This window comes from Candidatus Cytomitobacter primus, from assembly GCF_008189405.1.
In the GTDB taxonomy this organism is placed as follows: domain Bacteria; phylum Pseudomonadota; class Alphaproteobacteria; order CAJXXZ01; family 1604HC; genus Cytomitobacter; species Cytomitobacter primus.
On record NZ_CP043316.1, the window covers coordinates 270181 to 293770 of the forward strand.

The following is a 23590-nucleotide window of genomic DNA, read 5'->3' on the forward strand; positions in this document are numbered from 1 at the left end:
TTTTATATTCCTTGATTATTGTTTGTGATGTGTATATTTTCAGTATTTAATAGTGTGGTTTGAGTAATTTCTTTTGCAAAAAAATATCCATATCTCTTATTAATTGGTTGTAATGAAGAATTGATTTTAATATATTTATTATTCCATACACCTATATCAAATATTTCTACATTAATATTGCAAACAATGCCAAAAAAATTATGTATTAACCCTTTTTGCTTTTGGTGTAAGTTTAATGGTATTACGTGACACCATATTGGTTCTTTTTTATGCTCTGATTGTACATATTTTCCATGTAAAAACATTTCACTTATCTTGATTGGCTCAATTATTTCTCTTAACCGTGGCACATTACCTTGCATAATATAGCTCCATTTTTTGGAGCGATTATTAGTATTCATTAAAATTTATTACTCATGCTTTTATATGAATTTAACAATACACTATTATATTTGATTTGATCTTCAATTACAGTTGTGCCACTATATATTACATCAAATTGCTGGAATATATATTGCAATATAGATTGAGGTAATGTTTCTTTTGTAAAACCTGCATCATATGTAATTCTAATTTTTTTATTTAGAAACCTTTTATCTAATATGATAGTTCGATAATCAGTGTGTATTATTTGATCAAAAAATTTAGTCGCTCTGAAATTACTGCTATTACTATTGCATGTTTCAACAGAAATAATGTTTGTGATGGGAGATTTTGGCAAATAAACTTTGATTTGTTTATTAATATAACACCATGTTTTTTGCACAATTGACCTATCCGTATATGTTTCAGCTTGACTAATTGCTATTCTTAAGATTTTCTCAATATATTCATCATTCTGTTGTGGAGGAATATTGAAATGCTTTCTAATCAAATCTAAATCTACAGGTAATTCAGAGCTTTCTTTCTGTAATTGTAAAGAGTAAGACATTTAATTTACTCTTATTCTTTTCCAGATTCTTTTGAATCTATAAACCCTACAAATGCATCAGGTCTAATTACTTTAGATCCAATATGTTTTCTAACATAATTTTGAATTAATGGTTTCCTGCTGTATTTATCATGTAATGCAAACAAATGCTCATGCTCTGCAATTGCATAACCGCTGTTTAGGTTACAGAAAATCAGTTTGCACTCTTTTCCTTCTAATTCTGGCATAAAATGAATTGGGTAATTCAAGAAAGAATGATGATTAGAGTCTATCCTAATAAGTGGCCTTCCAGCATTATCATTGAGTTTTAGAAATTCATTGTACATACTTCTAGTCATTAACCACTTTGCATTATCATGCAATTCTTCTGGAAGCTTACTGACCATTTGCATTGCTGCTTCATATCCAAATTTACCTCTCACAATGTATTTGTCATCTGATGGAATAATACTATCAATTTTATTTTCCACACCATCTACAAATAATTGCCTTTCTTTTTTAGAAATATCATTTGCAACTTTTGCGATTACAAATTCATTAAAATTCAATGGTCTTGGTTGGCACATCATATCTTGTGTGATATTTGCACATGCTTCGATTGCATGCATTTCAATGAGGTGTTTTTGAAATGATACAGTAGTTGAGTTTTCATTATCATATTCATGGTCAATGCTTTGTTCCTGAACGTTAAATGAATCCATAAACATTAACTCAAATGAATTGCCTTTAGATACTTTATAAGTTGATGAAAATGCTCTTACTGGAGATAAGTAGCTAGTTTGCTCTAATAAGTATTGGTTTAGATTTGGTATGCATACATACCCTCCCATATCCTCTTGATTTGCACTTTTAGTTTCTGTAGATTTTCCTGTGCGTACATAATCTCCAAATTGATTTACTACATTTGAATTATTATTCCCCCATGTGCTTGGGTGTGTTTCATTTATAGATTTTATCTCTAGATTAACGTGCTTTTTCATATTATTTTTCAATTCTGATAGTTCTTCCTTGATTTTGTGTTGATTGTCTTTGATTTGCTCTTCTGTTTTTGCTGAATTGTTTTTATATTCATGAAAAGATTTCCCTAAAACATTCAAAGCATCTTGAAAGTTCTGATCGTTTGTATTGATTGTGTTCATTTTTTTTCCTTTTTTCTTTTAAACAATAAACTTAATGTAAAATTGCAATATTATTTATTTAATATATGCTTTTGGATTTGCAGGACATTTTACAATAGATATTTCATGCAAATCTATTTGAAAGATTGTCCTTATATGTGCCTCTCTTTTATATATTATAGGTATAAAACCTATTGAAAGACCATATATTATTTTTGATTTGAGCATTTCCCAAACTTTTTGTCCCATATATAGATTTCTAAATATCTTACCTTGTACATAAAGCCCAAATTCATCTTCTTCAATTTTAAGCCATTTCCCTAATGGCATACTTAAATCATGTTGAAAAAGCATATGTATATTATCTATATTAGTTTTCAGTGAATATTGAAAACTTTTTTTGTGAATGATATCTCCATGCAAATCTGAATTTCCAAATACACTTGCATATCCTTCGAATATGCCATCACTATTAATGCTTTTGATTTCTAAATTTGCTGGTATATTGCAACTATTTTGATTGCTTTTTATCATCATCATCATTACTATAGGCCATAAACGCTGCATACGCCCATTGCTTACTACTGTCTGAATAGTAGAGGTGTTGTCCACTAGGAATAAGAATTATATCGTTATTATTATATTTAGATTCATTAAATTCATCTTTGTTTTCAATGAAATGAAGATTTAATATGCTGTTTCTATCATATATTTGATCTAATAGAATTTTTGCTTTTATTGCTGCTCCTTGACTTATTTCTATAAAACCAGATTTCAATTTATATGTCCAATCTTTTGATTGAATGTGATGTATTAACTCTGCTCTATTTGATGTGTTTTCTAAATTATTAAGCATTTCTTCTATATTTAGCCAATTTTCATCTAGTTGATTAATTGTTAATGGACCTTTATTTCTTTCGTAAGTGTTTAATTTTATGTTCATATTTTTCCTTATTTTTTATATCCACATAGTTGTCGTTTTTCATGCTCTGATAAGAATGAAAGACTATCTATGTGTTTTTTGTAATCTTCTGTTTTTGCAAATAATGCTGGAATATTGGAAAAATCATATTCTAATTTCAGATTATCTTCTTGTACTAACCAGCTTTGCAATTGATTTAGAATCATGTTCGCAAGTGGTAAGATTGTATCCTCCCAAAAATGCAACCTTGCTTCTTTATAGTGATTAAATGAAGAATCTTGTATTCCTAACATTACTGGAGGCACTCCAAATGCTAAAGCTATTTCTTTTGCAGAATTGAGTTTGCCTTGATGGAAATCTATATCTTTGGGTGAAATACTCATTTCTTTCCATTTTGCATTGCCTTCTAATAATATAACCTTCCCAGCTTTATCTGATCCAGTATAATTAGAGTTAAGTTGATCTTTTAGTATTTGCCTTTGCGCTTCTGTCAATTGCTCATCGAAGATAAGAGCTCCTGAGATTCTTCCACCATTATCTAATATAGATTTATTATATTTTGTGATTGTATCATACAGTGATGCTGATTTCTTAATCGTTTCAATTGGACTCATACCTTCCCATGGTGAGTATGGATTAGTTAATTTAATATGTAATAACTGTTCATCATTTGCTCCATGTTCTTTATTGCCATATTTGTATTTATATGGATTGCCAGCAGAGTCACTAATTACTTTTAGTTCGTTAGAATTCAATTTTATTACTTCATCATATGATTTAAACAAGTATATATTTCCATATAATAAAAGGTCTGTGATTACTGAATCTATTAATGAAAACCAATTATTATGTTTATTAGGCTTTTTAATTAGCTTGTGTAGGTCATGATTGTGTAATATTATTCCATCTTCATTTTTCAAATTGCAAGGAATATTTGCTATATTTTTTGCTATTAGATTAATGCAACGATATATAATTACATTTTTTGAATATAAATCATCATATGATTCCTGATCAGAAAAAGTATAGTTAAAGTTTTCATTATTATAAACCATTACTTTTTGCTTATCTGGTTTGAATTTTTTATATAAATTTTGCATAAAACTCATATGTTTTTTTCCATTTTGATTGTTTTCCTTTGAGTGAGTTGAAAGTAGGAAGTAAATGCATCCTACATTTTCTGTTGTACTAAACTAAGGCTACTACTTTCAAGTTTTTTTATTTTAAGAATATAAAATAGCCTTGAAAACTCTGATTAATACTGGCTTTGTTGAACTTGTTGAGAAATATATTTTTCATGCATGCTTTTTCTATGATTTTTATATTTTGAATGAAAAAAGTCTAACATTAATGCAGATTTATCTTTTTGTTTTAAATGAAAGAGACACTCAACTATATTCAAAATACTTCTTGGCATCTTATCTAAGTTCTCATTATAAATTGGCGTACCTTTGTTTTTATGCATAGATTTATAAAATTGTCCAAAATGTAAGATAGACTTTAAGAATTCTTTTTGTTTTAGAGCAATAACTCCCATCCAATAATAATGTATACATGGGTCAAAATTCTGATTTTTAGATAAATATTGAAATTGCTTATATGCCTTATTGAAGTTTCCTTGAGCCAGATATTTAATTGCACTATTTCGTTTAGAATTAAACTCTTTTCTTGTCATATTATTGTCATGTTGTATAACAGGAATATAGCCAAGAATATTTTCTATATAAACATCATATCCATTCTTTTTGGTTTTGATTTTGTGTTCTGCATGATTAATGACACTTTGAATCTCATCTATTTTCTGAATTTGTTTTGATTTTTCTTGATCAGAAATAGCATTATCTTTGCACAAACTATTTATGCATTCTTTTATTGTATCAAAGTTTGAATCTATATTTGATTTAATAGATATAGAAAATAATAATAAGACCAAAAGCATACTGATATTATAAACAAAAAATATGTTAAATAAATGTGAAATTTGTATGCTGAAAACATCTCTCTTTATTTATTCATTGAAAATATTGGCACTTTAAGATAATCTTGGTGCTATTGAGGAACATGAAAAAATATCTTTTTTATATAAATATCTTTCTGTTTTTTGGGCTAATATGGTCATTTTATAATAAATATAATGCCAGCACAAAAAACAAAGTAAATTGCGCGCAAATTGAAACACAATCGAAGTTGCCAGATCATTATATAGGGAATGGCTTAGCAATAAGTGATTCACGTATAAATGGTAAAATAGACTTACAACACAATAGATTTATTGATTTAAGTGTTAAGTACTATGATAAGAATTATGATTTATTAAAAAACAAGTCATTTTTAAAATTTATATGGAAATCTAATGATATATGCATTCCTAAAGATATTGAGTGGGAATACAATTCTAATACATTATCAAAAGATAAACCTTTGATCCTAAGTTGGAAAAATAAAGATGGTTCGATATTTATACAAAGCATGCAAATCATTGATGACTATATGATTAAAGTTGAATATTCTGTATTTAATGCATTAGACAAAGTGGTTAATATAGGGCTATGGTTAAGCGCTGATATTGCTAATAACACTCCTTTATATCACCAAAATGGGAAAATTATACGTTCAAAATCTGGTGACATGAGAAATATAGATTCTTGGTTTGGATTTGAATCTACTTACGCTGGATTATTTATTATTCCAGATCATAATTCTATTAATAATTCATATCATTTTAGTAATAAAACAATGAAAATTAATACAGTAAATAAGCAAATCAATCCGAAAGAATCAGTTTCTTGGAGTTTTTATATTTTTGTTGGTCCAAAAAAACTTAGTTTGTTAAAGCAATATTCTAATAAATATGGAATAAGTAATTTTGATAATGCTATAGATTATGGATTCATGTCATTTATAACAAAACCATTATTTATAGTTCTATCTTATATAATGAATATTTGTGGAAGTTTTATTATATCATTATTCTTGTTGACATTAGTGATGAAAATTATTTTACTTCCATTTTCTTATAAGTCTCATATTTCTATGGTTAAAATGCAGAAATTACAACCACAGCTGGATAGAATCAAAGAAATGTACAAAGGAGATAATGTTGCTATACAGCAAGCTATTTTAACTTTATATAAAAAAGAATCTATTAATCCATTGGGTGGATGCTTGCCTTTACTATTTCAGATTCCATTATTTATTCCTTTATATACAATTGTTTCTATTAGTATAGATACAACAACATCAGGCTTTTTATGGATCAAGGATTTATCTGCATCTGATCCGTATTCTTTAAATGCGTTAATGCAATGTTTCACATCTAAAACATTACCTTTTAATATATCAATACTATCAATATTATTTGTACTTACTATGCTTTTACAACAATGGAACACATTTAAGAATCAGAAAGATAATTTTATTCTAATATTTCCATTAATACTAGCGATAATGCTATCAGGTTATTCATCTGCCTTTATACTTTATATGATTTGGAGTAATATTTTATCATATTTACAAACTATTTTATTTGACAAACTAATAAAGTAGTGACTGGGTAATAAAGTTTAGTGATAAGATCATGGTATTTGATAGGCGAATAAGGCGATCTAATTAGCAGTGGCGATTCTCTTTTATGCAATTTGTGCTTTTTCTATAGTTTATGACATAGTGAACCTGGAAATTCATTTGATATCTTTGATTTTATTATCTTTTTATTGCAAATTCAAATTAATATCATTTAGTTTTATGATTTTTTTTCTTAGCTTGATTCTTTTGCTTTCTAAGTTCAGTAAAAAAGCATATATGCAGTTAGGTGATTATATACTTTTATTGATTTCAGGTTCTAGCATTGTTTTTGCTAATATTTCTTTATTCTTCTTTTTGATTGCAATTTCTCATTTACTGATATCTGTTTTGTATAAGAAATTAACAAATAATCACAATATTCCTATGGTTCCTGCAATTCTAATATCATGGATGCTTTTATATTAGTAAATTATTTGGTAATAATAGGTTATGAACTGCCCATATATTACTAAAACAGGAGATAAAGGAAAAACATCTATTATGAATAAAAGGGTGTATAAAAATTCTGATTTAATTCAATTTTTAGGTGGTTTAGATGAAATTAATTCATATATTGGATTAATTGTAAATTATGCTCCAGACAATTTGAAAAAAACTTTAATGAGTATTCAAAATCAACTACTAAATATTGGTGGGTTTATAAGTGGTGGTAGTATTGAGATAAATGATAAGTATCATTCATGGGTTGAAGCAGAGAGTAATGAGTTTTTTAAAGCTTTAGAAAATGCTAATAATTTTGTTTTGCCAGGTGGTTCAATTTTATCTAGCCATTTGCATATAGCACGATGTGTTATAAGGCGTGTTGAAATTTTATTTTGGAAGCTTGATGAAGATACACGCTGTGATCATATTGCAAAATATATGAATAGATTATCAGATTTATTTTTTGTATTAAGCAGATTGCATGGTGAGAGCAAGGAATGTTTATGGCAGATAGGAGAAATAGATTATGACATCAAATAATATTACGGAAAACAAGAGTAATTTGACTTTTGAAGAGATCATTGCAGAGTTAGAGAAAATTACTATGCAGCTAGAGCAAGGTACAATGCCATTGAATCAAGCTGTTGAAACATATACTAGTGGTATCGAATTGAAGAATATAGCAGAACAGCAATTAAAAAATGCATATATCAAATTACAGTCTGTTCAAGAAAGTAGAGAGATTTCACAGTTTAGAGAAAGATTTGCAAATTTATTGGGTAGCTTTCAGGAAGAAGTGATAAAATCATTAGATAAGAAGTCCACAATAGATAATGCAAAAGAAATGACATCTAAATTTTTGGAAAATTTAATTGGATTATATGAGTTGTATATTAAATCAATCAACTAAAATGTATGATGTTTTGATTGTGTTATATAAAAATTAAATATTAATTTATGTCATATTGAATATATAATTGTAATGGTTAGTATAATTATAGTATATATTACAGTGTTAAGGCATAATTTAATTTTAAATCAATTGATATGCAGAAACTGTTAATTTACTGAATATTTTAAATTACAAATCATAGGATATTGAAAGTCAACATATGTTTTTATATTCAATTATGGTATGAATATTATATATGTTTAAACTTAGTCAAGATGGAACAAAAATAGCAAAAATCATTGCAATAGGATTGGTTTTAAGCTTTGTGTTAGGGAGTTTTATTGCATTTTTAGCTATTGGATTGCTTGTTTTATTTAGAGATGAAAATCGAGTCATAACAAACCCAAGTGCATTGTTATCACCTTGTGATGGTATTATTCTATCTATAGATAATGATGTTGATTTTACATTATCAGATCAGTATCAAAATATTAAATGGAATAAAATTACAATTTTGAATGGTATATTAGATATACATGTGAGCAGAATGCCTATAAAAGGCAAAATAGAAGATATAATATATTCTCCAGGTGAGTCTCGTGATAAGTATATATATAAGCAAAATGAGAAAATTTCATGGGTTATTGCAGGTGATATAAAATGCATAATTTCTCATTCAGTTGATACAGTTTTCCATTTTGTTTCTTGTAAGGTAAAGCGCAATGATATATTAAATATTGGGTCTACCTACGCTAATAATGTGATTGGAGCTACTGTTGAGGTATATGTTCCTCAAGATTTGGAAATTTGTGTTTCTGAAGGACAGAAAATGATTGCAAGTGAAACTCCTTTAATTAAAAAATTAAAAAAATCAATCGAAGAAAATATAGAAGAAAGAAAAGAGAGTAAATTAATATGATAAAGAGAGTTTTTATGGATAAAGTAAGGTCTGATGGATATAATACTATTATTATATGCGCTTTGTCATCAATAGCATTTTTTTATTATAGCTATTATCTAGGGTTATTTGGGTTATTTTTAACAGCATTTTGCATATGGTTTTTTAGGGATCCAGATAGGGTGATTCCAGATCAGAGTGAGATTGTGTTGAGTCCAGCTGATGGAATAGTTGTGGATATTGAAGAAGAAGTTGAGTCTCCAGATTTTCCTGATAAAAAATGGACAAGAATTGGTGTGTTTTTGAGGCTTTCCGATGTGCATGTAAATAGATTTCCTATTGGTGGTGAAATAATGGATATGAAATATGAAAAAGGAAAATTTGGATTTGCGTGGGGTAAGAAAACTCATATGAAAAATGAGAGATTAGCTATATTTATTAAAGGGTTCATTGATTGTATTGTTGTGCAAATTGCTGGTTTTATAGCTAGGAGGATTGTTATAGATGTTACAGAGCATGATGAAGCTAAAATAGGGCAAACATATGGTATGATAAAATTTGGTAGTAGAATGGATACATATTTCCCATCTAATATGATTGTGCATGTGAAAAAACGCCAGACAGTTGTTGCTGGCGAAACAATTATAGCAAGTAAGAATGAGTTGAAGTAATGTATAATGAGAATGCATTTAAGAAGAATAAGACTCATAATGAAGAGCTAAAAAACAAGAAGCATATTTCGAAAAAGGTAATGTTAAAAAAACCAAAGAGAGTAAGAAATTTTTTTAAAAATAGAATTTTTTTTATTCCAAATTTTGTTACGTCTATTTCAGTTTGTTTAGGTATGCAAGCAATATATTTGATATTTAATGGTGGAATTGAATATTCTGTACTATGTATTTGCGCTGCAGCATTTATTGATGGAATTGATGGTAGGATTGCTAGATATTTAAATAGTTCGTCAGAATTTGGGAAAACATTAGATTCATTAGCTGATTTTCTAAGTTTTTCTATAGCACCTACTTTAGTAATATATTTTTATAAATTGCAAAATTGGGCTAATTTTGGATGGTCTTGCTGTATATTTTTTGTATTATGTATGGCATTCAGGTTAGCAAGATTTTCTAGTGATAAGTCTGATAGTGAGGCATTTACAGGTATTCCTGCTCCAGCTGCAGGTTTATTAGTTTTTACTCCACTTGCTGTAGAAAAAGTATTGAAAATATCATTGTGTCCTGCCTTTTTTTCAATTACTTTATTATTTGTATCATTTGGTATGATTGGAAAATTCAAAACAATTGCATTAAATAAAATCAATGTAAAACACGGTATGAGTCATATAGTATTTGGTATTTGTGCGTCATTAATTGTGTTAGCAACTACATATATATGGCTTACTGCCCTTCTTATTGGGTTGTTGTACATATCACATGTCTCATATGCAATGCTTAGATATGAAAAAGTTGACTGTTAAAAATTAAATATTTTTATTTACTTATATAAGTGTCATATGTTAGTTGTGTTTTGCATATTGAATTGAATGCTTATAAGCCTATAATAATTCTGATATAGAAATTGATTTTATTCTTTAGTTGCAAATTTAGATTTTAGGTAAGTGTTTTCATGAGAATTTGCTTGCTAATCTACGTACTATATTTTGGTGATTATTCATATAGTTTTGTAATGCTATATCTCGAGATTGTTTGTTTTTTATATTTAATAATTTCTTCAAATTAAATTGGTCAATATCTAATTGATTGATCAGTTTTTGTAGACTATCTTGTTCTTGTTTTTTGATGGATAATTTGTTGATAATTTCCTCTAATGTGTTCTTATTAATTATTAATTGTGTGTTTTTTGTATTTAGTTCAATATGTAGATTTTGGTTTGTTTGGGTTAAATCATCTATTTTTTTGTTTAAATCATCTACTTTTTCTTGTTTTATGTTTCTTTTGCTATTAATAATTTTGTGGTGATTTGATATTTTAGAACCATTAAGGCCTATTTGCTGTTTTAAATTTTGAATTTTACCTTCATCTTGTTTTATTAATTGATTTATTTTACGCATTTCTTCTGTGAGTTGTGAAATATCTTTCTTAATTTTACTTTTTTCTTTATTCCTCTCTTCTTTATTCTTTATTATTTCATCAATCCATTTTTGAATTTGAATTTTGTATTCTGATTCCTTTTCATCTTTTTGTGGTAATGCTAATTGTATAATTACATTGTATATATAATTTTTATCATATGGAGAATAGCTTAAATCAATAGATTTAGATCCTGAAGAATTAGACCTGATAGATCCACTACGCTTTCTAGGTATTTGAGGTATTTCTTGAAAATCTGCATTGTTGCTATTCAAAGGATGTTCTGATATATATTGCGATTCTTTCTTTTGAGCAAGTATTGCTGCAGATTTTCTTGATCTAAGTGCAGCTTGTAATATAGTTGCAATTTTATTTTGCTCCTGATCTTTAGCTTGTTCATTTTCATTGTTTTGCTTATTTTTTTGTTCGCTCTTTATATTATCAAATTTTGTTTTCGCTTTATTCCTCCTAAATCTAGATTGAATTTTGGTTGCATAATTATCTTTTTGTTTCTTTTGAGCAGCTTTTATATAATCATGATGTATACCAACAACTTTATTATATTGTTCAATGCAACATGATGTGTTATCTCCAGATACCTTATTAAATTGCTTGAGAAATTGATCTAAATTAGTATAAAGATATTCTATTATAATATCTATTTCCTTAACTGAAGATGCATGTGTAATCTGGTGCTCATACCCCTTCCCTAGCAATGTATAGTGTGCAAACAGAGCGCTTAACTCTTTCTCTAGTTTAGTGATGATTTTTTTAACTTCATTTATGTAGTAATCATGCATTTTTATTACATTATTATATTCAATATCATACTTATTTAGATCAACAGTGGATATTTGAGATACTGTTTCAGAATGTTTTTTTACGCGATCTATAAACTGATTTTTATTTGTTTGTGCAAGTTTTAATAAATTGTTAGCCTCAAAAAGTGATAGGCTGTTATTTTGTAGTTGAGCACTATATTTACCTTCAAATTTCATATAATCATTTATCAGATTAAATATGAAATCATTAACATATGTAGGTCTATTCATAGTATTTGGAACTTCAATTTGATTATTAGATGTTGACCTTATTTTTGCAACTTCTTTTCTAGATCTTTTTCCTCTAAATATAGCTTGGATTCTGGTTGCAGAGTAATCCATTTTTTGTTTTGCAGGCTGATCTATTGATTTGCCTTGTGGAGGATATGGTGAAGGTGATTTGTTTGATGGGTTATTGATGCGCTGTGAAGAAGGAGTTTTGCGTGGAGTTGATGGTATATAGTCTGGAGATATAGAAGGTGGTGTACTGTTCGAAGGTGCACTACTTGTAGATGATTGAGTATTTTGGTTTGAAGGTGGTATAGGTGAATTTGATATATGACTATTATATGGTGAAGTATATGGTGAAGGTGGAGCAGATGGAATTGGTGCTACACTTCCAGCGTATATAGGATTAATATGCTTGCCTAGAGATGAGTGGCTTGATGTAGTATCAATATCACTTCTTGGAGAAGGTGGAGCAGATGGGGTTGGTGGCATGGTATGCGTATATATATCATTTCTTGGAGAAAGTGGAGCAGATGGAATTGTGCCATAAACATATGGAGGATTTGCTAACCCTTCTCTTCTTTTGCCATTTCTATTATTTATAACTGCTCTTCTTCTCATATATTTTGCTTTTTGTTTTATGCTTTTTGCTTTTCTACGTGCTTTTTGCTTCATAATTTTTGCTCTTCCACGCGTTTTATTATTAATATTATGATTCATTTCAGCACTGGCATGCGTGTTTTGTTGTGTTTCTTGATATGTTGTAGTGGATTTGGCCGGGTTTGTGTGTGTTTGTATTGGTCTGCTAGTAAAAGAATGCTGTGAAGGATATATTGTGGGGCTATATGATGGCGCAGACTGTATATATGGAGTTGTAGAATGAAATATAATACTGTGTGATTTTGGTATTAACTTCACATTTTTAAAATCCACGTCACCCGATTGATTTTGTAGTGACTTATTATATAAGTATTCCTGTGATTTTTCTGGAGATTGTGAGGGCTTTGCTTGCTTGCTACTGATTTTTAATGCTTTGCTTTCTTGAATATTGGTTTGTTTTTTGATTAATTCAATAAGTGGTTTCCCTGATTTTATTTGTTTACCTACCTTAAAGCCAATGTACAATAAAGCGAATAGTGCTAAGGCTATAATGCTGCGTTTAATAAATTGCATTGCTCAATCTCCTTTTGCTTTATTATACTATATATTCGCAAACAAATCACTAATATTATAGAATTATCTAAATAATCTTGTAATATTGTATAATTATTGCATAGTATAGATATGCTATGTATGTTTTAGGAGCAAACAATATACTTTAAGCGAAAGCTTAATGATTCAGATTATTGTGTAACTTGTTTAGTTATTATTATAGAGGTACGAGTTGCATCAAATTCTTCTTTTGCATCTTCATACTCTTCTGCTAGTTTGTTTATATCTGCATCTTCAGTATTAATATAGTTTGATACAGATGATAAAGATCTAATTTTAGCTTGCTTTACTACTACATTCGTAAGAATTTCTAGAGCATCTCTATCTACTACTAATTGATCAATTTTTATTTGAACAGCATTTTTTTGCTCTGTTATGGTTTTCTTTTCATTCTTTACAATATATTCATGAATATTACTATTCAGAAAATAATTTTGATAATGCCCATTAATCATATGCTCTAAGTTGATTTGTATGCTTGATGGGACCTGTTTAAATAATGCATCAAAATTATTTTGTAAATTTATACCTATCTCTATTTTAACACCATCTGGAGCACTAATATCATTAGCCACATCTGAATATAGTTCCTTAGCATCTGCAAACATCTTTTCTAATTCACTTTTGTATAATAAAGCAGAAGAAGTAGTAGCAGAATCTAATAATTGCGTACTAGCATTTGCAGTCTTCATATGATTTACACTCTCAGTTTCCAATGCCTTTAAACTATCTGTAATGCTCTTATAATTTGCTATTACTTTGTTAATCATATTTATATTTAATTGATCTATTGAACCATCTATAACGCTTTTAAGATCACCAGTAGTATTAAATACGATCGATCTGATTGTATTTGATACACCATCAAAAGTTTTTTCACTTGACAGAGTATCTGAAAGAGCAGTAAATTCATCTTTAATAATATTTAAAATAGGATGATCCTCGCCTCCACCTGGTTCTTTTGTGCCTTCTATCTGCCATATAACATTTGTCATTTCATCGATCTTGGCATGTAATGCATTGTTCACTATATATGCTTCTTTTAATAGTACAGTTTTTTTACTTTCAATGTATTTGTCAAAATGTGCAATTAGTTCTTTTTTCAATGTTTCAATGCCATTTGTATTAATATGAAATGCTCCTAGTACTGCTCCATCCTCATCATGACGCATATCTCCAGCTTGTTGAACTAATTCGTCAATTAATAGAGTGTTTTTGTAATAGAATCCAACTTTAGTTTCATCAATTCTTTCACTATTAGCCAATTCAAATGCTTTATTTAATTTGGCTAATCCTGAATTTTCTAGATTATCTTTTTTCATGAAACATTGTATTTCATCAGTTAGTGCAGTTAGTGCAGTTAGTTCTTGACTATTGAAACTTGAGTAATCTGCAAATAATTTATTGTAGTATTCATTGGTATCTTGATCTTTTAATTTAACTAAATCATTGCTAAAGTCAATTGCACCTGCAATCATCATATTTTCATAATATTTAGCAGATTCAACCATAGTTGTGTATAAATCTTTAAACATGGTGGATAAATCATCACTTGAAGGTAGATTATTGATCATATCCTTTATTGTATCTGCTTTGATTGCGTTAAATATTGTATCATCAGCAGTAATCTTAATTGCATCATATATTGCTTGCGCAGTTTGATATAGTTTGGGATCAGCTTTATCTATAAATGCATCTAATTCATCTTTGAGAACACCAAATCCTTTGACACTATCTATATTCACTCTAATTAATCTAAGTGAATTGAATGCATCTACAGTATATTGGGCAAATTTATCTTTTAACCTTTTAACTTTTTCTTGTGGATTCAAATCTGAATTACTATCATTCAAATGCAAATCATCTAATTTTTTATATAAATTAGATGATGTATTCTCATGTATTTCCAATATTTTTAATTCTTCAAGTAGGTACTCTAAATCTTTAATTTGATTTGCAATCATTTCATATTCTGCAATTTTCTCATATGATTCTACCAATTCAGTTGGTTTATATTCTAATAATTTAGCTAGATCATCATGTCCTTTTTGACCAAATTTTGCTTCCATAGCATTTTGCAATTTAAACATAGCTGCGTCTTTTTTAAATAATAATTCTCTCTGAGCTGTATTAGTAGCAATAGCATATTGATTATCAAACAAAGCATGCTTGCTTGTATCATTAATTAATAATTTGATCTTTGATATATCACTATCATCACCATCATTAGACAGATCAGCAGATATAATAATAGCTACTAATGCACTTTCAGACAATTTGTTTACACCATTGTAATAATCAGAAATTAGCTTACGTGCAACTTTTTTTTCTGTAATGTTATTATTTGGATCATTTTTCACTGCTTCAAATACTGTAGCAATTCTATTATTATTTGTGTAATGACATTTGCTATCTTTGATCAAATTAATTTGATCTGGGGTTAGTGGTAGGTGATTTGTATGATAGGAAAGTTGAATGGTATTTGGTACTAAATATGCATCGCTTCCATTATTTTCAATGTATACACTTCTTCCACCCTCATTAATCATAATAGCGCTAACTTCATTTGCATCTGAGTTTGCTAAGAATGCATTTTGTTTATCTGTATATTCTTTTTTAGATACATGTTTAAACATATCCACCTCTACTACATGTCGTAAAAATGCCATGTCAGATACTTGATCAGCATTAATGCTGCATGCCATAGCTATTGATAATATGAATTTATTATTATATTTCATTCATCCTCCATTTTTTTTTCTATATTGCCATCGATATCTAAAAAAAATACTAAAAAGTGTTTAAAATAATTTTATATTTATATAAAATTGTGTAATTATTAATTTTATATCTATGTAAAACTATTAATAATATAGTGTAAATATGCAGATTTTTTTAATGAATAAATCTTATTGATTATAGTGTGATATGGTTATTGGTTGTGATTTGTATTGTACTAAACATTAAATTTAAAATTACAAATATCTCCATCTTGAACAATATATTTTTTACCTTCTTGTCTTATTTTGCCTTGAATTTTAGCTTCTTGTGATCCATTACATTCTATAAAATCTTCATAAGATATTACATCTGCGCTAATAAACCCTCGCTCAAAATCTGTATGTATTACACCTGCAGCTTCTGGTGCAGTAGAATCTTTAGTTATTGTCCATCCTCTTGCTTCTTTTGGTCCAACTGTAAAATATGTTTGCAAATTTAGCATCTTATACCCTGTTTTTAAAACGTAATTCAATCCATTTTCTTTTAAATTATACATTTCGTACATTTCTTGCTGTTCTTTTTCATCAAGATCTAAGAAGCTTTCTTCTAGCTTAGCAGACACAGGAATAATAATTTCATTTGGGTATGCAGCTTTTAAACTATCTAAATGATTATTACCATTTTGAACATCTTCTTCTGCTAGGTTGGCAATATAAAATTTAGGCAAAATAGTTATGACTCCCATTGTTTTCAGCCAATTTTTATCTTTATCTTCAAATTCTACGCTAGATAAATAAATCCCTTTAGATAATAAGTCAATTGCTTTTTTTGCTAAACTCATTTCTTCTTTAGTACGCAAATTTCTATCTGCTTTTTTATTCAACCATTTTTCAAGTAATTCAATATCAGCTAAAATCAGCTCTGTTTCTACTAATTCAATATCAGCTACTGGATCAATTTTGCCCTCTACATGTGTTATTTCTTTATCATCAAAACATCTTGCTACATGCATTATTAAGTCAACTTGCCTTATATGGCCTAAGAATTTATTACCTAACCCTTGCCCTTCACTTGCCCCTTTAATTAGTCCAGCAATATCAATACAAGTCAGAGTTGGGAAAATGATTTTTTTAGAACCTTCCACTTTAGATAACATTTCTAATCTAGCATCAGATACTGCTACATGCCCCTTATTTGGCTCTACAGTGCAAAAAGCATAATTCGAAGCTTCAGCAACAGCTTTCTTTAATAATACGTTAAATAAGGTCGATTTTCCTACATTAGGAAGACCTACACAACCACAAGCAAATCCCATAACGCATTATAAATGCATTTGATGAAAAATAACCATAGATATAGATTGATGTAGTGATTTGATTATTATTATATTAATAGAATAATAACTAGGATCATTTTATAAAAATAATATTAGGATCAATTGAATAACTATGACCAATTTACAAATAGTTGATTATAAAATCATGATATATTAAAACGTAGTTTGAATTTTGAATTCAATTTATTATTAAATAATAGTTTTGATCCAGTTTGATAAGTCAGTAGAGCTCATAGAACCTGAATGCCTTGCTTCTTCTTCACCTTTTTTCAGAATAATTAAAGTTGGGATACTTCTGATAGCATAATTCTGTGCAATTGAAGACATATCATCTATATTGATTTTAAAAAAAGGAATGTTAAAGTCATTAGAAACTTCCTCAAAAGTAGGCATAAAATTTAAACAAGGTTGGCACCATTCAGCCCAAAAATCCACAATGCACTCTGACGCTTCTGTTAATTTATTTATATTTTCAGCATTTATCGCTATTACTTTATGCATAAAATACCTCCTGTGCATGTATCATACGATTTTTTTTGTAAAAATTACATATTGCAGAAAGTTGCATAAAATTTTATCGTTAGTTTATCTAATTGTGTTAATGGATTGCAACATTAATAATCTTACAAGAAAATTTAATTAATAAAGAAAGTTTGATTTAATTTAGAAAATGTGTTAAATATTGACAATAGAACCGGAGATTCATATGAAATTAAAAACGAAAAAGGCGCTAATAAAAAGACTTAATGTATCTGCAACTAGACTAAAAAGAGGAAATGCTTTTAAAAGGCATAACTTAAGAAGAAGAACAACAAATATGAAAAGGCAGGCTACAGATTTAGTTGATGTACATCCTTCTCATGAGAGGATGATCAAGAAATTGGCTCCATACATTAAGATTAAAGCAAAAAGAGTTAGATCTATAGAATCAGCAGAAGTGAAGGGGTAAAAAATGGTAAGAATAAAAAGAGGAACTAATAAAAAGAGAAGACATAAGAAGATCTTAGAGGCTGCTAAGGGATATCAAGGTAGATCATCTACATGTTATCGTGTTGCAAAATCTAGAGTTGAAAAAGGGTGGCAATACGCTTATAGAGACAGAAGAAACAAAAAGCGTGTTTATAGATCTTTATGGATTCAAAGAATTAATGCTGCTGTAAAATCTTTTGGTATTAATTACAGTAAGTTTATGAATCATTTGAAAACTGCTGGTATAGAGCTAAATAGAAAAGTATTATCTGAATTAGCAATTATGAATCCTGATCATTTTGCAGATTTAGTGAAAAAGGTTGTTCCTGCACAAAATGCTTCATGAAAATGAAATTAATAGTATAAAACAAAATATTGAAGAAGAGATTTCATCATGTAAAGACATGAAAGGTCTCATTTTAGTAAAATCTAAGTTTATTGGAAAAGAAGGTATTTTAAATGCTTACTTAAAAAAATATTTAAAAAATTCAGAATTAAGCAATGAAAACAAAAAAAGCATTGGGTTTGAAATCAATCAACTAAAGGATTTTTTTAACCTTTTTTACAGAAAAAAAATCAGTGCTTTTCAAAACAAACAAATACCGACAGATCAAATTGATTATTCTATTCCTGTATCTAGTGCTATAGGTAATTTGCACCCACTATCATTATCTAAAGAATATATTCACAAAATTATGCAAGAGATGGGATTTATATATGAAGATGGCCCTTCTATAGAAAAAGAATATTATAATTTTGATGCTTTGAATATTTCTAAAAACCACCCTGCTCGTAATGAGAAAGATACATTTTTTATAAATGATGATGTATTGCGTACTCATACTACTGCAGTGCAAATAAGAGCTTTAGAATCTCAAAAATATGTAGATGAATTTAGAATTTATTCTATTGGAGATGTATATAGAAGAGATGATGATTCAACTCATTTGCCTATGTTTCACCAAATTGAAGGGTTTATTATAGATAATTCTGCTTCTATTTCTACTTTAAAAGGTTTTTTGTTAGATTTCTTGAAGAAGTTCTTTGAAAAGGATGATGTTGAAATTAGGTTGCGTCCGGGATATTTCCCCTTTACTGAACCATCTGTTGAAGTTGATGTTAAGTTCGAAAATGGAAAATGGCTTGAAATACTTGGAGCTGGTATGATTAGAAAAAATATTTTATCTAAATATGGATATAAAAAAGGATTTGCATTTGGAATTGGTTTGGAAAGAATTACAATGATTAAGTTTGGAATAACTAATATTCATGATTTAACTGATAATCATTACCCATGGTTAAAACAATATGGAAATTCTACGGAGAATTAATTAATGAAATTTACAATAAATTGGATAAAAGATTTTTATGATTTTGATTTGACTAATATAGATATACGGTTAGTTGATAGAGGATTTGAAATAGAATGTCAGAAACATTCTTGTGATTTTGATGGCTTTAAATCTGTAGAAATAATTGAAATTTCTAAACACCCCAATGCTGATAAATTAAGCCTATGTACTGTAAAAACATATAATAATGAAACATATAATATCGTATGTGGAGCATCCAATCTATACATAGGGATGAGAGTGATTTTAGCAACAGTAGGATCTAAAATACCTAAAACAGGTATGGTTTTACAAAAAGCTAATATTCGTGGGATTGAAAGTTGTGGAATGCTTTGCTCTGCAGATGAATTAGGGTTAAATATTAAATCTGATGGGATTTTAGATTTACATGATATAAGTTTAGATGTATCTATATCGGATTTATTAGATAATGGGGAATTATTTGATATTGAAGTTACGGCTAATAGAAAAGATGTTTTAAATATTTTTGGTATTGCTAGAGAAATATCAGCTGGATTTAGGATTAAAAATGGTTCAAAAATAGATCATTATGAAAATAAGTACATATTAGAAAATAGAGAAAATGTTTTATCTGATTTTGGCAAAGATTATGATATTGCATTTGCAGAATTAAAAAATACTCTTAATGGCAAAAAGCCTGAAACTCCAATTTTTATTATTAATAGATTAAGTTCTGTTGGCATAAATATAAGTTCAAATTGTTTAGAAAATATTGTAAATTATGTTCAATATATATTTGGATACAATTTTTTTATTACGAATTTGCAATCAGAATCTGACATTTTAGAGCATAGAAATAATCTAAATGGTAATAGTTTGAATAATAATGCTTTAGGTTGTCAAACTGAAATTAAAATAGATGAGACAATGATAAGTAATTTAAAACTATATTTATTTATTAATAATTATGAAGAGCAGAATTTAAAATATTCTTATGGGGATATATCTAATATAAAAATTGCTATAAATTACTTAATCGATTTATTGGAAAAATATTGTGGGTATGCTTTTATAAATGGGTATAAACAAGTTAATGATGCTATTAATCAGCAGATTGAACTTAATTTTGCTGAAGTGAGAGAAATTTCTGGAAATGATTACTCTAATGATGAAGTGAAAATAGCGTTATCAAATCTGGATTTTAATATTTTATCTGAGACACCAAACATGATTAAAGTTGAAGTTCCAATTTGGAGAAAGAATGATATAATTGACTCTTCGTGTTTAATTGAAGAGGTCATACGATACTATGGTGTGGATAATATTCCTATTCAAACTTTAAATAATATAAAGGTTAAATTTGCATATGATATGCATTTTATTTTTCGTAAATTCTGGATTCAAAATGGATTATATGAAGTCTGCAATAATTCATTTATGGATAAAAAAGATGCTTTGTTTTTTGACCATGGGTTGATCAAATTAAATAATCCCATGACATCTAAGCAAACATACTTAAGAACATCTTTAATTTCTGGGTTATTGCATTTATCAAGTAAATATTTACGTTATAATTGGCAATGTGATGGAATATTTGAAATTGGCAAAGTGTTTATACAAGATAAACAATATAATTATTTAAGTTGTGTTTGGTTGCCAAAGTTAAATGATTGGAATCAGAAGCCAAAAGATTTCTTCGAATGTAAAAAAGAAGTTGAAGACTTTTTAAAATTTGCAAATATAAAATATGAGAATCAAGTAAATCTACAAAATGGATGTGAATGGCATATTAATAGCAATCCTGTTTGTAAGTTGGTAGAATTGGATAACCAAATGGCAAAACATTTTAAGATAAAGCAAAAACTTTTCATCTTTGAAATTAATCTTGATTTAATTATATTAGATCATAGAAATAGTATGCAAAATAATATTCTATCTAATTGTAATGTTATTCATAAAGATCTATCATTTAGGATGCCAAAAGATTTACCAGTTGCAATGGTTATGAATATAATTAATATGAAATTTGATAAAAGCATAAGCATAAAGATATTTGATGTATATCCTACGTATAAGCTTGCTGAAGAAAAATCAGTAGGAATTAGAATGATTTGGGAAGAATTAGATCAAACTAAAACATCTGAGGAAATTGAAGAAAAATGTAATGAGCTAGTAAGGCTAGTAGAAGAGTTAGGGTGTAAATATGAGTAATGAAATTAGCAAGAATAAGAAAATAGAATATACTGATCCTAGAAAAATTAGAAATTTTGCTATTATTGCTCATATAGATCATGGGAAATCCACGCTATCTGATCGATTAATTGAATTTTGTAAAGGTGTTGAGCATAGAGATTTGCGACAACAAATGCTTGATTCTTTAGATGTAGAGAAGCAAAGAGGAATTACTGTAAAAGCTCAAGCTGTATCATTAAATTATATTTTAAATGGAGAGTTATACACTTTAAACTTGATTGATACTCCTGGACATGTAGATTTTAGCTATGAAGTTAAAAGGTCTTTAAAAGCATGTGAAGCTGCTTTAGTTTTAATTGATGCCAGCCAAGGTGTACAGGCGCAAACTATTGCAAATATTTATAAAGCTATTGAAGAAGATTTAATATTAATACCTGTATTGAATAAAGTAGATTTACCATCCTCTGATGTAGATGGAGTGAGTGCTCAAGTTAGAGATGTGCTTGGGATTGATGATACCCCTTTACAGGTTTCAGCAAAAACAGGACTTGGGATTGATGAAGTGATTCATAAAATTATAGAAAAAGCACCTTCTCCATCTGGAAATATTAATAATGAGCTAAAAGCGTTGCTTGTTGATGGTTGGTTTGACCAGTTTCTTGGAATTGTTTTATTAGTAAAAGTAATTGATGGTAAATTAACACCTAATATGAATATTAGAATGATGCATACAAACGCTGTTTTCACTATAGATCACCTAGGTGTTCTTACTCCAAAAAAGAAAAACTTACCTCATTTAGGTCCTGGCATGGTTGGATTTATTATTGCTAATATTAGAACTTTATCTGATGTAATGCTTGGAGATACTATTATAGAAAAAGATAGTAAGATTACGACTCCATTAGAAGGATTCCAAGAGGTAAAGCCTGTTGTTTTTTGCTGTATTTATCCTGTAGATAGCTCTGATTATAATCTTTTGAAAACAGCTTTAGATAAATTGAAGCTACATGATGGAAGCTTATTAGTTGAAAACACTAATATGCCTAGCTTAGGATCTGGGTTTAGATGTGGGTTTTTAGGTTTGTTGCACCTTGAAGTTATACAGCAAAGATTAGAACAAGAATTTGATTTAAATGTGATTATGACCTCTCCATCTGTAAAATATAAAATTACTAAGACTGATGAATCTATAATTTTTGTAAACCACCCTTCTGAGATGCCTGAAAAGAATTATATTGAAAAAGTTGAAGAACCTTGGGTAAAAATTAGTATTATTATTAATGAAGAATATACTGGCCCTACTATGAAATTATGTGATGAAAAAAGAGGAAAACAAATTGGGATAGAGTACTTAGAAGGGTTAAATGAAAGTTCTAAGAGATGTATATTAAATTATCGATTCCCATTATCAGATATTATTTTTGATTTTCATGATAAATTAAAATCTATTACTAAGGGATATGGAAGCTTTGAATATGAAGATGATAAATACGAAGAAGCTGATATTGTTCCTGTTAATATTCTGGTTGATGGTGTGAAAGTAGACGCAATTGCAACTATGATTTTTAAGAGCAACGCAGAATCTTATGGAAGATGGGTATGTAAATCATTAAAAGATTCTTTGGAAAGACATTTGTTTCCTATTCCTATACAGGCAGCAATTGGTGGCAAAATAATTGCAAGAGAAACTATATCTGCTTTAAGAAAAGATGTTACTGCAAAATGTTACGGTGGTGATGTAAGCAGGAAGCGTAAATTATTAGAAAAACAGAAAAAAGGAAAAAAGAAAATGAAAGAAATGATGGCAGGGAAAGTTGCAGTTCCTCAAAAAGCAATTCTGAAGGTATTACGTAGGTCCAAATGAGGCTTATTTGGAAATTTATAATTAATTCTATCTTTGGAATAACTATATTTTTATTAGTAATAAACATAACTTTACCT

General features: G+C 28.3%; 22 protein-coding genes. 11 read left to right on the top strand and 11 right to left on the bottom strand.

From position 1 onward, the window contains the following. Window positions 1-2 precede the first annotated feature (2 nt). The 7 genes from FZC34_RS01200 to FZC34_RS01230 all read right to left on the bottom strand — a co-directional run bounded on the left by FZC34_RS01200 (window position 3) and on the right by FZC34_RS01230 (window position 4910). Window positions 3-401: a hypothetical protein gene (locus FZC34_RS01200; protein ID WP_148971639.1), complete on the bottom strand. Its 399-nt coding sequence runs from the start codon at window positions 399-401 to the stop codon at window positions 3-5. Next, window positions 401-931 (bottom strand): phage head-tail connector protein, encoded by a 531-nt coding sequence (locus tag FZC34_RS01205; protein WP_148971640.1) that lies wholly within the window; start codon window positions 929-931, stop codon window positions 401-403. The genes FZC34_RS01200 and FZC34_RS01205 overlap by 1 nt, the downstream gene beginning before the upstream one ends. A gap of 11 nt (window positions 932-942) precedes the next feature. Further along, entirely contained in the window at window positions 943-2070 is a 1128-nt protein-coding gene (locus FZC34_RS01210; protein ID WP_148971641.1) for a phage major capsid protein, read from the bottom strand. Between the two features lie 54 nt (window positions 2071-2124). Further along, window positions 2125-2616: an HK97 family phage prohead protease gene (locus tag FZC34_RS01215; protein WP_148971642.1), complete on the bottom strand. Its 492-nt coding sequence runs from the start codon at window positions 2614-2616 to the stop codon at window positions 2125-2127. Beyond that, a complete protein-coding gene (locus FZC34_RS01220; RefSeq protein ID WP_148971643.1) occupies window positions 2561-2992 on the bottom strand; it encodes a hypothetical protein in 432 nt (143 codons plus the stop codon). Before FZC34_RS01220 ends, FZC34_RS01215 begins: the two co-directional genes overlap by 56 nt. 8 nt (window positions 2993-3000) lie before the next feature. Continuing rightward, complete coding sequence (locus FZC34_RS01225) at window positions 3001-4071, bottom strand: phage portal protein (protein WP_187440064.1); 1071 nt, start codon at window positions 4069-4071, stop codon at window positions 3001-3003. A 155-nt stretch (window positions 4072-4226) separates the two neighbouring features. Continuing rightward, the gene (locus FZC34_RS01230; RefSeq protein ID WP_148971645.1) at window positions 4227-4910 is read right to left on the bottom strand and encodes a tetratricopeptide repeat protein; all 684 of its coding nucleotides are present in this window, start codon (window positions 4908-4910) and stop codon (window positions 4227-4229) included. A 122-nt stretch (window positions 4911-5032) separates the two neighbouring features. On the opposite strand from FZC34_RS01230, the gene yidC reads away from it, so the two are divergent. The 6 genes from yidC (at window position 5033) to FZC34_RS01260 (ending at window position 10243) form a co-directional block, all read left to right on the top strand. Beyond that, window positions 5033-6517, top strand: coding sequence for a membrane protein insertase YidC (yidC, locus tag FZC34_RS01235; RefSeq protein WP_148971646.1), 1485 nt, complete (start codon window positions 5033-5035; stop codon window positions 6515-6517). 468 nt (window positions 6518-6985) lie between these two features. Next, window positions 6986-7519 (top strand): cob(I)yrinic acid a,c-diamide adenosyltransferase, encoded by a 534-nt coding sequence (locus FZC34_RS01240; protein ID WP_148971647.1) that lies wholly within the window; start codon window positions 6986-6988, stop codon window positions 7517-7519. Further along, a complete protein-coding gene (xseB, locus tag FZC34_RS01245; RefSeq protein ID WP_148971648.1) occupies window positions 7506-7889 on the top strand; it encodes an exodeoxyribonuclease VII small subunit in 384 nt (127 codons plus the stop codon). The genes FZC34_RS01240 and xseB overlap by 14 nt, the downstream gene beginning before the upstream one ends. A gap of 238 nt (window positions 7890-8127) precedes the next feature. Beyond that, a complete protein-coding gene (locus tag FZC34_RS01250; protein ID WP_148971649.1) occupies window positions 8128-8790 on the top strand; it encodes a phosphatidylserine decarboxylase in 663 nt (220 codons plus the stop codon). Continuing rightward, on the top strand, window positions 8787-9440 hold the full coding sequence (locus FZC34_RS01255; RefSeq protein ID WP_148971650.1) for a phosphatidylserine decarboxylase: 654 nt from the start codon (window positions 8787-8789) through the stop codon (window positions 9438-9440). Before FZC34_RS01250 ends, FZC34_RS01255 begins: the two co-directional genes overlap by 4 nt. Beyond that, window positions 9440-10243 carry a CDP-alcohol phosphatidyltransferase family protein gene (locus tag FZC34_RS01260; protein ID WP_148971651.1) on the top strand — a complete coding sequence of 268 codons (804 nt, stop codon included), beginning with the start codon at window positions 9440-9442 and terminating at the stop codon, window positions 10241-10243. Before FZC34_RS01255 ends, FZC34_RS01260 begins: the two co-directional genes overlap by 1 nt. Window positions 10244-10390: 147 nt before the next feature. Here the strand turns inward: FZC34_RS01260 and FZC34_RS01265 are convergent, their stop codons facing one another. The 4 genes from FZC34_RS01265 to FZC34_RS01280 form a co-directional block, all read right to left on the bottom strand. Beyond that, complete coding sequence (locus FZC34_RS01265; protein WP_148971652.1) at window positions 10391-13078, bottom strand: hypothetical protein; 2688 nt, start codon at window positions 13076-13078, stop codon at window positions 10391-10393. A gap of 170 nt (window positions 13079-13248) precedes the next feature. Next, window positions 13249-15858: a hypothetical protein gene (locus FZC34_RS01270; protein ID WP_148971653.1), complete on the bottom strand. Its 2610-nt coding sequence runs from the start codon at window positions 15856-15858 to the stop codon at window positions 13249-13251. Window positions 15859-16073: 215 nt separating this feature from the next. Then, entirely contained in the window at window positions 16074-17153 is a 1080-nt protein-coding gene (ychF, locus tag FZC34_RS01275; protein WP_148971654.1) for a redox-regulated ATPase YchF, read from the bottom strand. Window positions 17154-17363: 210 nt separating this feature from the next. After that, window positions 17364-17675 (bottom strand): thioredoxin family protein, encoded by a 312-nt coding sequence (locus tag FZC34_RS01280; protein ID WP_187440065.1) that lies wholly within the window; start codon window positions 17673-17675, stop codon window positions 17364-17366. A gap of 205 nt (window positions 17676-17880) precedes the next feature. Between FZC34_RS01280 and FZC34_RS01285 the strand changes: the two genes are divergently transcribed. From FZC34_RS01285 to lepA, 5 genes are read left to right on the top strand one after another with little or no spacing between them, the layout of a single operon-like run. Further along, complete coding sequence (locus FZC34_RS01285; protein WP_148971656.1) at window positions 17881-18123, top strand: large ribosomal subunit protein bL35; 243 nt, start codon at window positions 17881-17883, stop codon at window positions 18121-18123. A gap of 3 nt (window positions 18124-18126) precedes the next feature. Then, entirely contained in the window at window positions 18127-18489 is a 363-nt protein-coding gene (rplT, locus tag FZC34_RS01290) for a 50S ribosomal protein L20 (RefSeq protein WP_148971657.1), read from the top strand. Continuing rightward, window positions 18479-19474 carry a phenylalanine--tRNA ligase subunit alpha gene (gene pheS / locus FZC34_RS01295; protein ID WP_148971658.1) on the top strand — a complete coding sequence of 332 codons (996 nt, stop codon included), beginning with the start codon at window positions 18479-18481 and terminating at the stop codon, window positions 19472-19474. The genes rplT and pheS overlap by 11 nt, the downstream gene beginning before the upstream one ends. A gap of 3 nt (window positions 19475-19477) precedes the next feature. Then, complete coding sequence (ytpR, locus tag FZC34_RS01300; RefSeq protein WP_148971659.1) at window positions 19478-21667, top strand: YtpR family tRNA-binding protein; 2190 nt, start codon at window positions 19478-19480, stop codon at window positions 21665-21667. Further along, window positions 21660-23513: a translation elongation factor 4 gene (gene lepA, locus FZC34_RS01305; protein WP_148971660.1), complete on the top strand. Its 1854-nt coding sequence runs from the start codon at window positions 21660-21662 to the stop codon at window positions 23511-23513. The genes ytpR and lepA overlap by 8 nt, the downstream gene beginning before the upstream one ends. The last annotated feature ends 77 nt before the right edge of the window (window positions 23514-23590 follow it).

Bases quoted from the DNA above. Each gene is read 5' to 3' on its own strand.
- FZC34_RS01200 (WP_148971639.1), bottom strand. From the start codon at position 401: ATGAATACTAATAATCGCTCCAAAAAATGGAGCTATATTATGCAAGGT.
- FZC34_RS01205 (WP_148971640.1), bottom strand. From the start codon at position 931: ATGTCTTACTCTTTACAATTACAGAAAGAAAGCTCTGAATTACCTGTA.
- FZC34_RS01210 (WP_148971641.1), bottom strand. From the start codon at position 2,070: ATGAACACAATCAATACAAACGATCAGAACTTTCAAGATGCTTTGAAT.
- FZC34_RS01215 (WP_148971642.1), bottom strand. From the start codon at position 2,616: ATGCAGCGTTTATGGCCTATAGTAATGATGATGATGATAAAAAGCAAT.
- FZC34_RS01220 (WP_148971643.1), bottom strand. From the start codon at position 2,992: ATGAACATAAAATTAAACACTTACGAAAGAAATAAAGGTCCATTAACA.
- FZC34_RS01225 (WP_187440064.1), bottom strand. From the start codon at position 4,071: ATGCAAAATTTATATAAAAAATTCAAACCAGATAAGCAAAAAGTAATG.
- FZC34_RS01230 (WP_148971645.1), bottom strand. From the start codon at position 4,910: ATGCTTTTGGTCTTATTATTATTTTCTATATCTATTAAATCAAATATA.
- yidC (WP_148971646.1), top strand. From the start codon at position 5,033: ATGAAAAAATATCTTTTTTATATAAATATCTTTCTGTTTTTTGGGCTA.
- FZC34_RS01240 (WP_148971647.1), top strand. From the start codon at position 6,986: ATGAACTGCCCATATATTACTAAAACAGGAGATAAAGGAAAAACATCT.
- xseB (WP_148971648.1), top strand. From the start codon at position 7,506: ATGACATCAAATAATATTACGGAAAACAAGAGTAATTTGACTTTTGAA.
- FZC34_RS01250 (WP_148971649.1), top strand. From the start codon at position 8,128: ATGTTTAAACTTAGTCAAGATGGAACAAAAATAGCAAAAATCATTGCA.
- FZC34_RS01255 (WP_148971650.1), top strand. From the start codon at position 8,787: ATGATAAAGAGAGTTTTTATGGATAAAGTAAGGTCTGATGGATATAAT.
- FZC34_RS01260 (WP_148971651.1), top strand. From the start codon at position 9,440: ATGTATAATGAGAATGCATTTAAGAAGAATAAGACTCATAATGAAGAG.
- FZC34_RS01265 (WP_148971652.1), bottom strand. From the start codon at position 13,078: ATGCAATTTATTAAACGCAGCATTATAGCCTTAGCACTATTCGCTTTA.
- FZC34_RS01270 (WP_148971653.1), bottom strand. From the start codon at position 15,858: ATGAAATATAATAATAAATTCATATTATCAATAGCTATGGCATGCAGC.
- ychF (WP_148971654.1), bottom strand. From the start codon at position 17,153: ATGGGATTTGCTTGTGGTTGTGTAGGTCTTCCTAATGTAGGAAAATCG.
- FZC34_RS01280 (WP_187440065.1), bottom strand. From the start codon at position 17,675: ATGCATAAAGTAATAGCGATAAATGCTGAAAATATAAATAAATTAACA.
- FZC34_RS01285 (WP_148971656.1), top strand. From the start codon at position 17,881: ATGAAATTAAAAACGAAAAAGGCGCTAATAAAAAGACTTAATGTATCT.
- rplT (WP_148971657.1), top strand. From the start codon at position 18,127: ATGGTAAGAATAAAAAGAGGAACTAATAAAAAGAGAAGACATAAGAAG.
- pheS (WP_148971658.1), top strand. From the start codon at position 18,479: ATGCTTCATGAAAATGAAATTAATAGTATAAAACAAAATATTGAAGAA.
- ytpR (WP_148971659.1), top strand. From the start codon at position 19,478: ATGAAATTTACAATAAATTGGATAAAAGATTTTTATGATTTTGATTTG.
- lepA (WP_148971660.1), top strand. From the start codon at position 21,660: ATGAGTAATGAAATTAGCAAGAATAAGAAAATAGAATATACTGATCCT.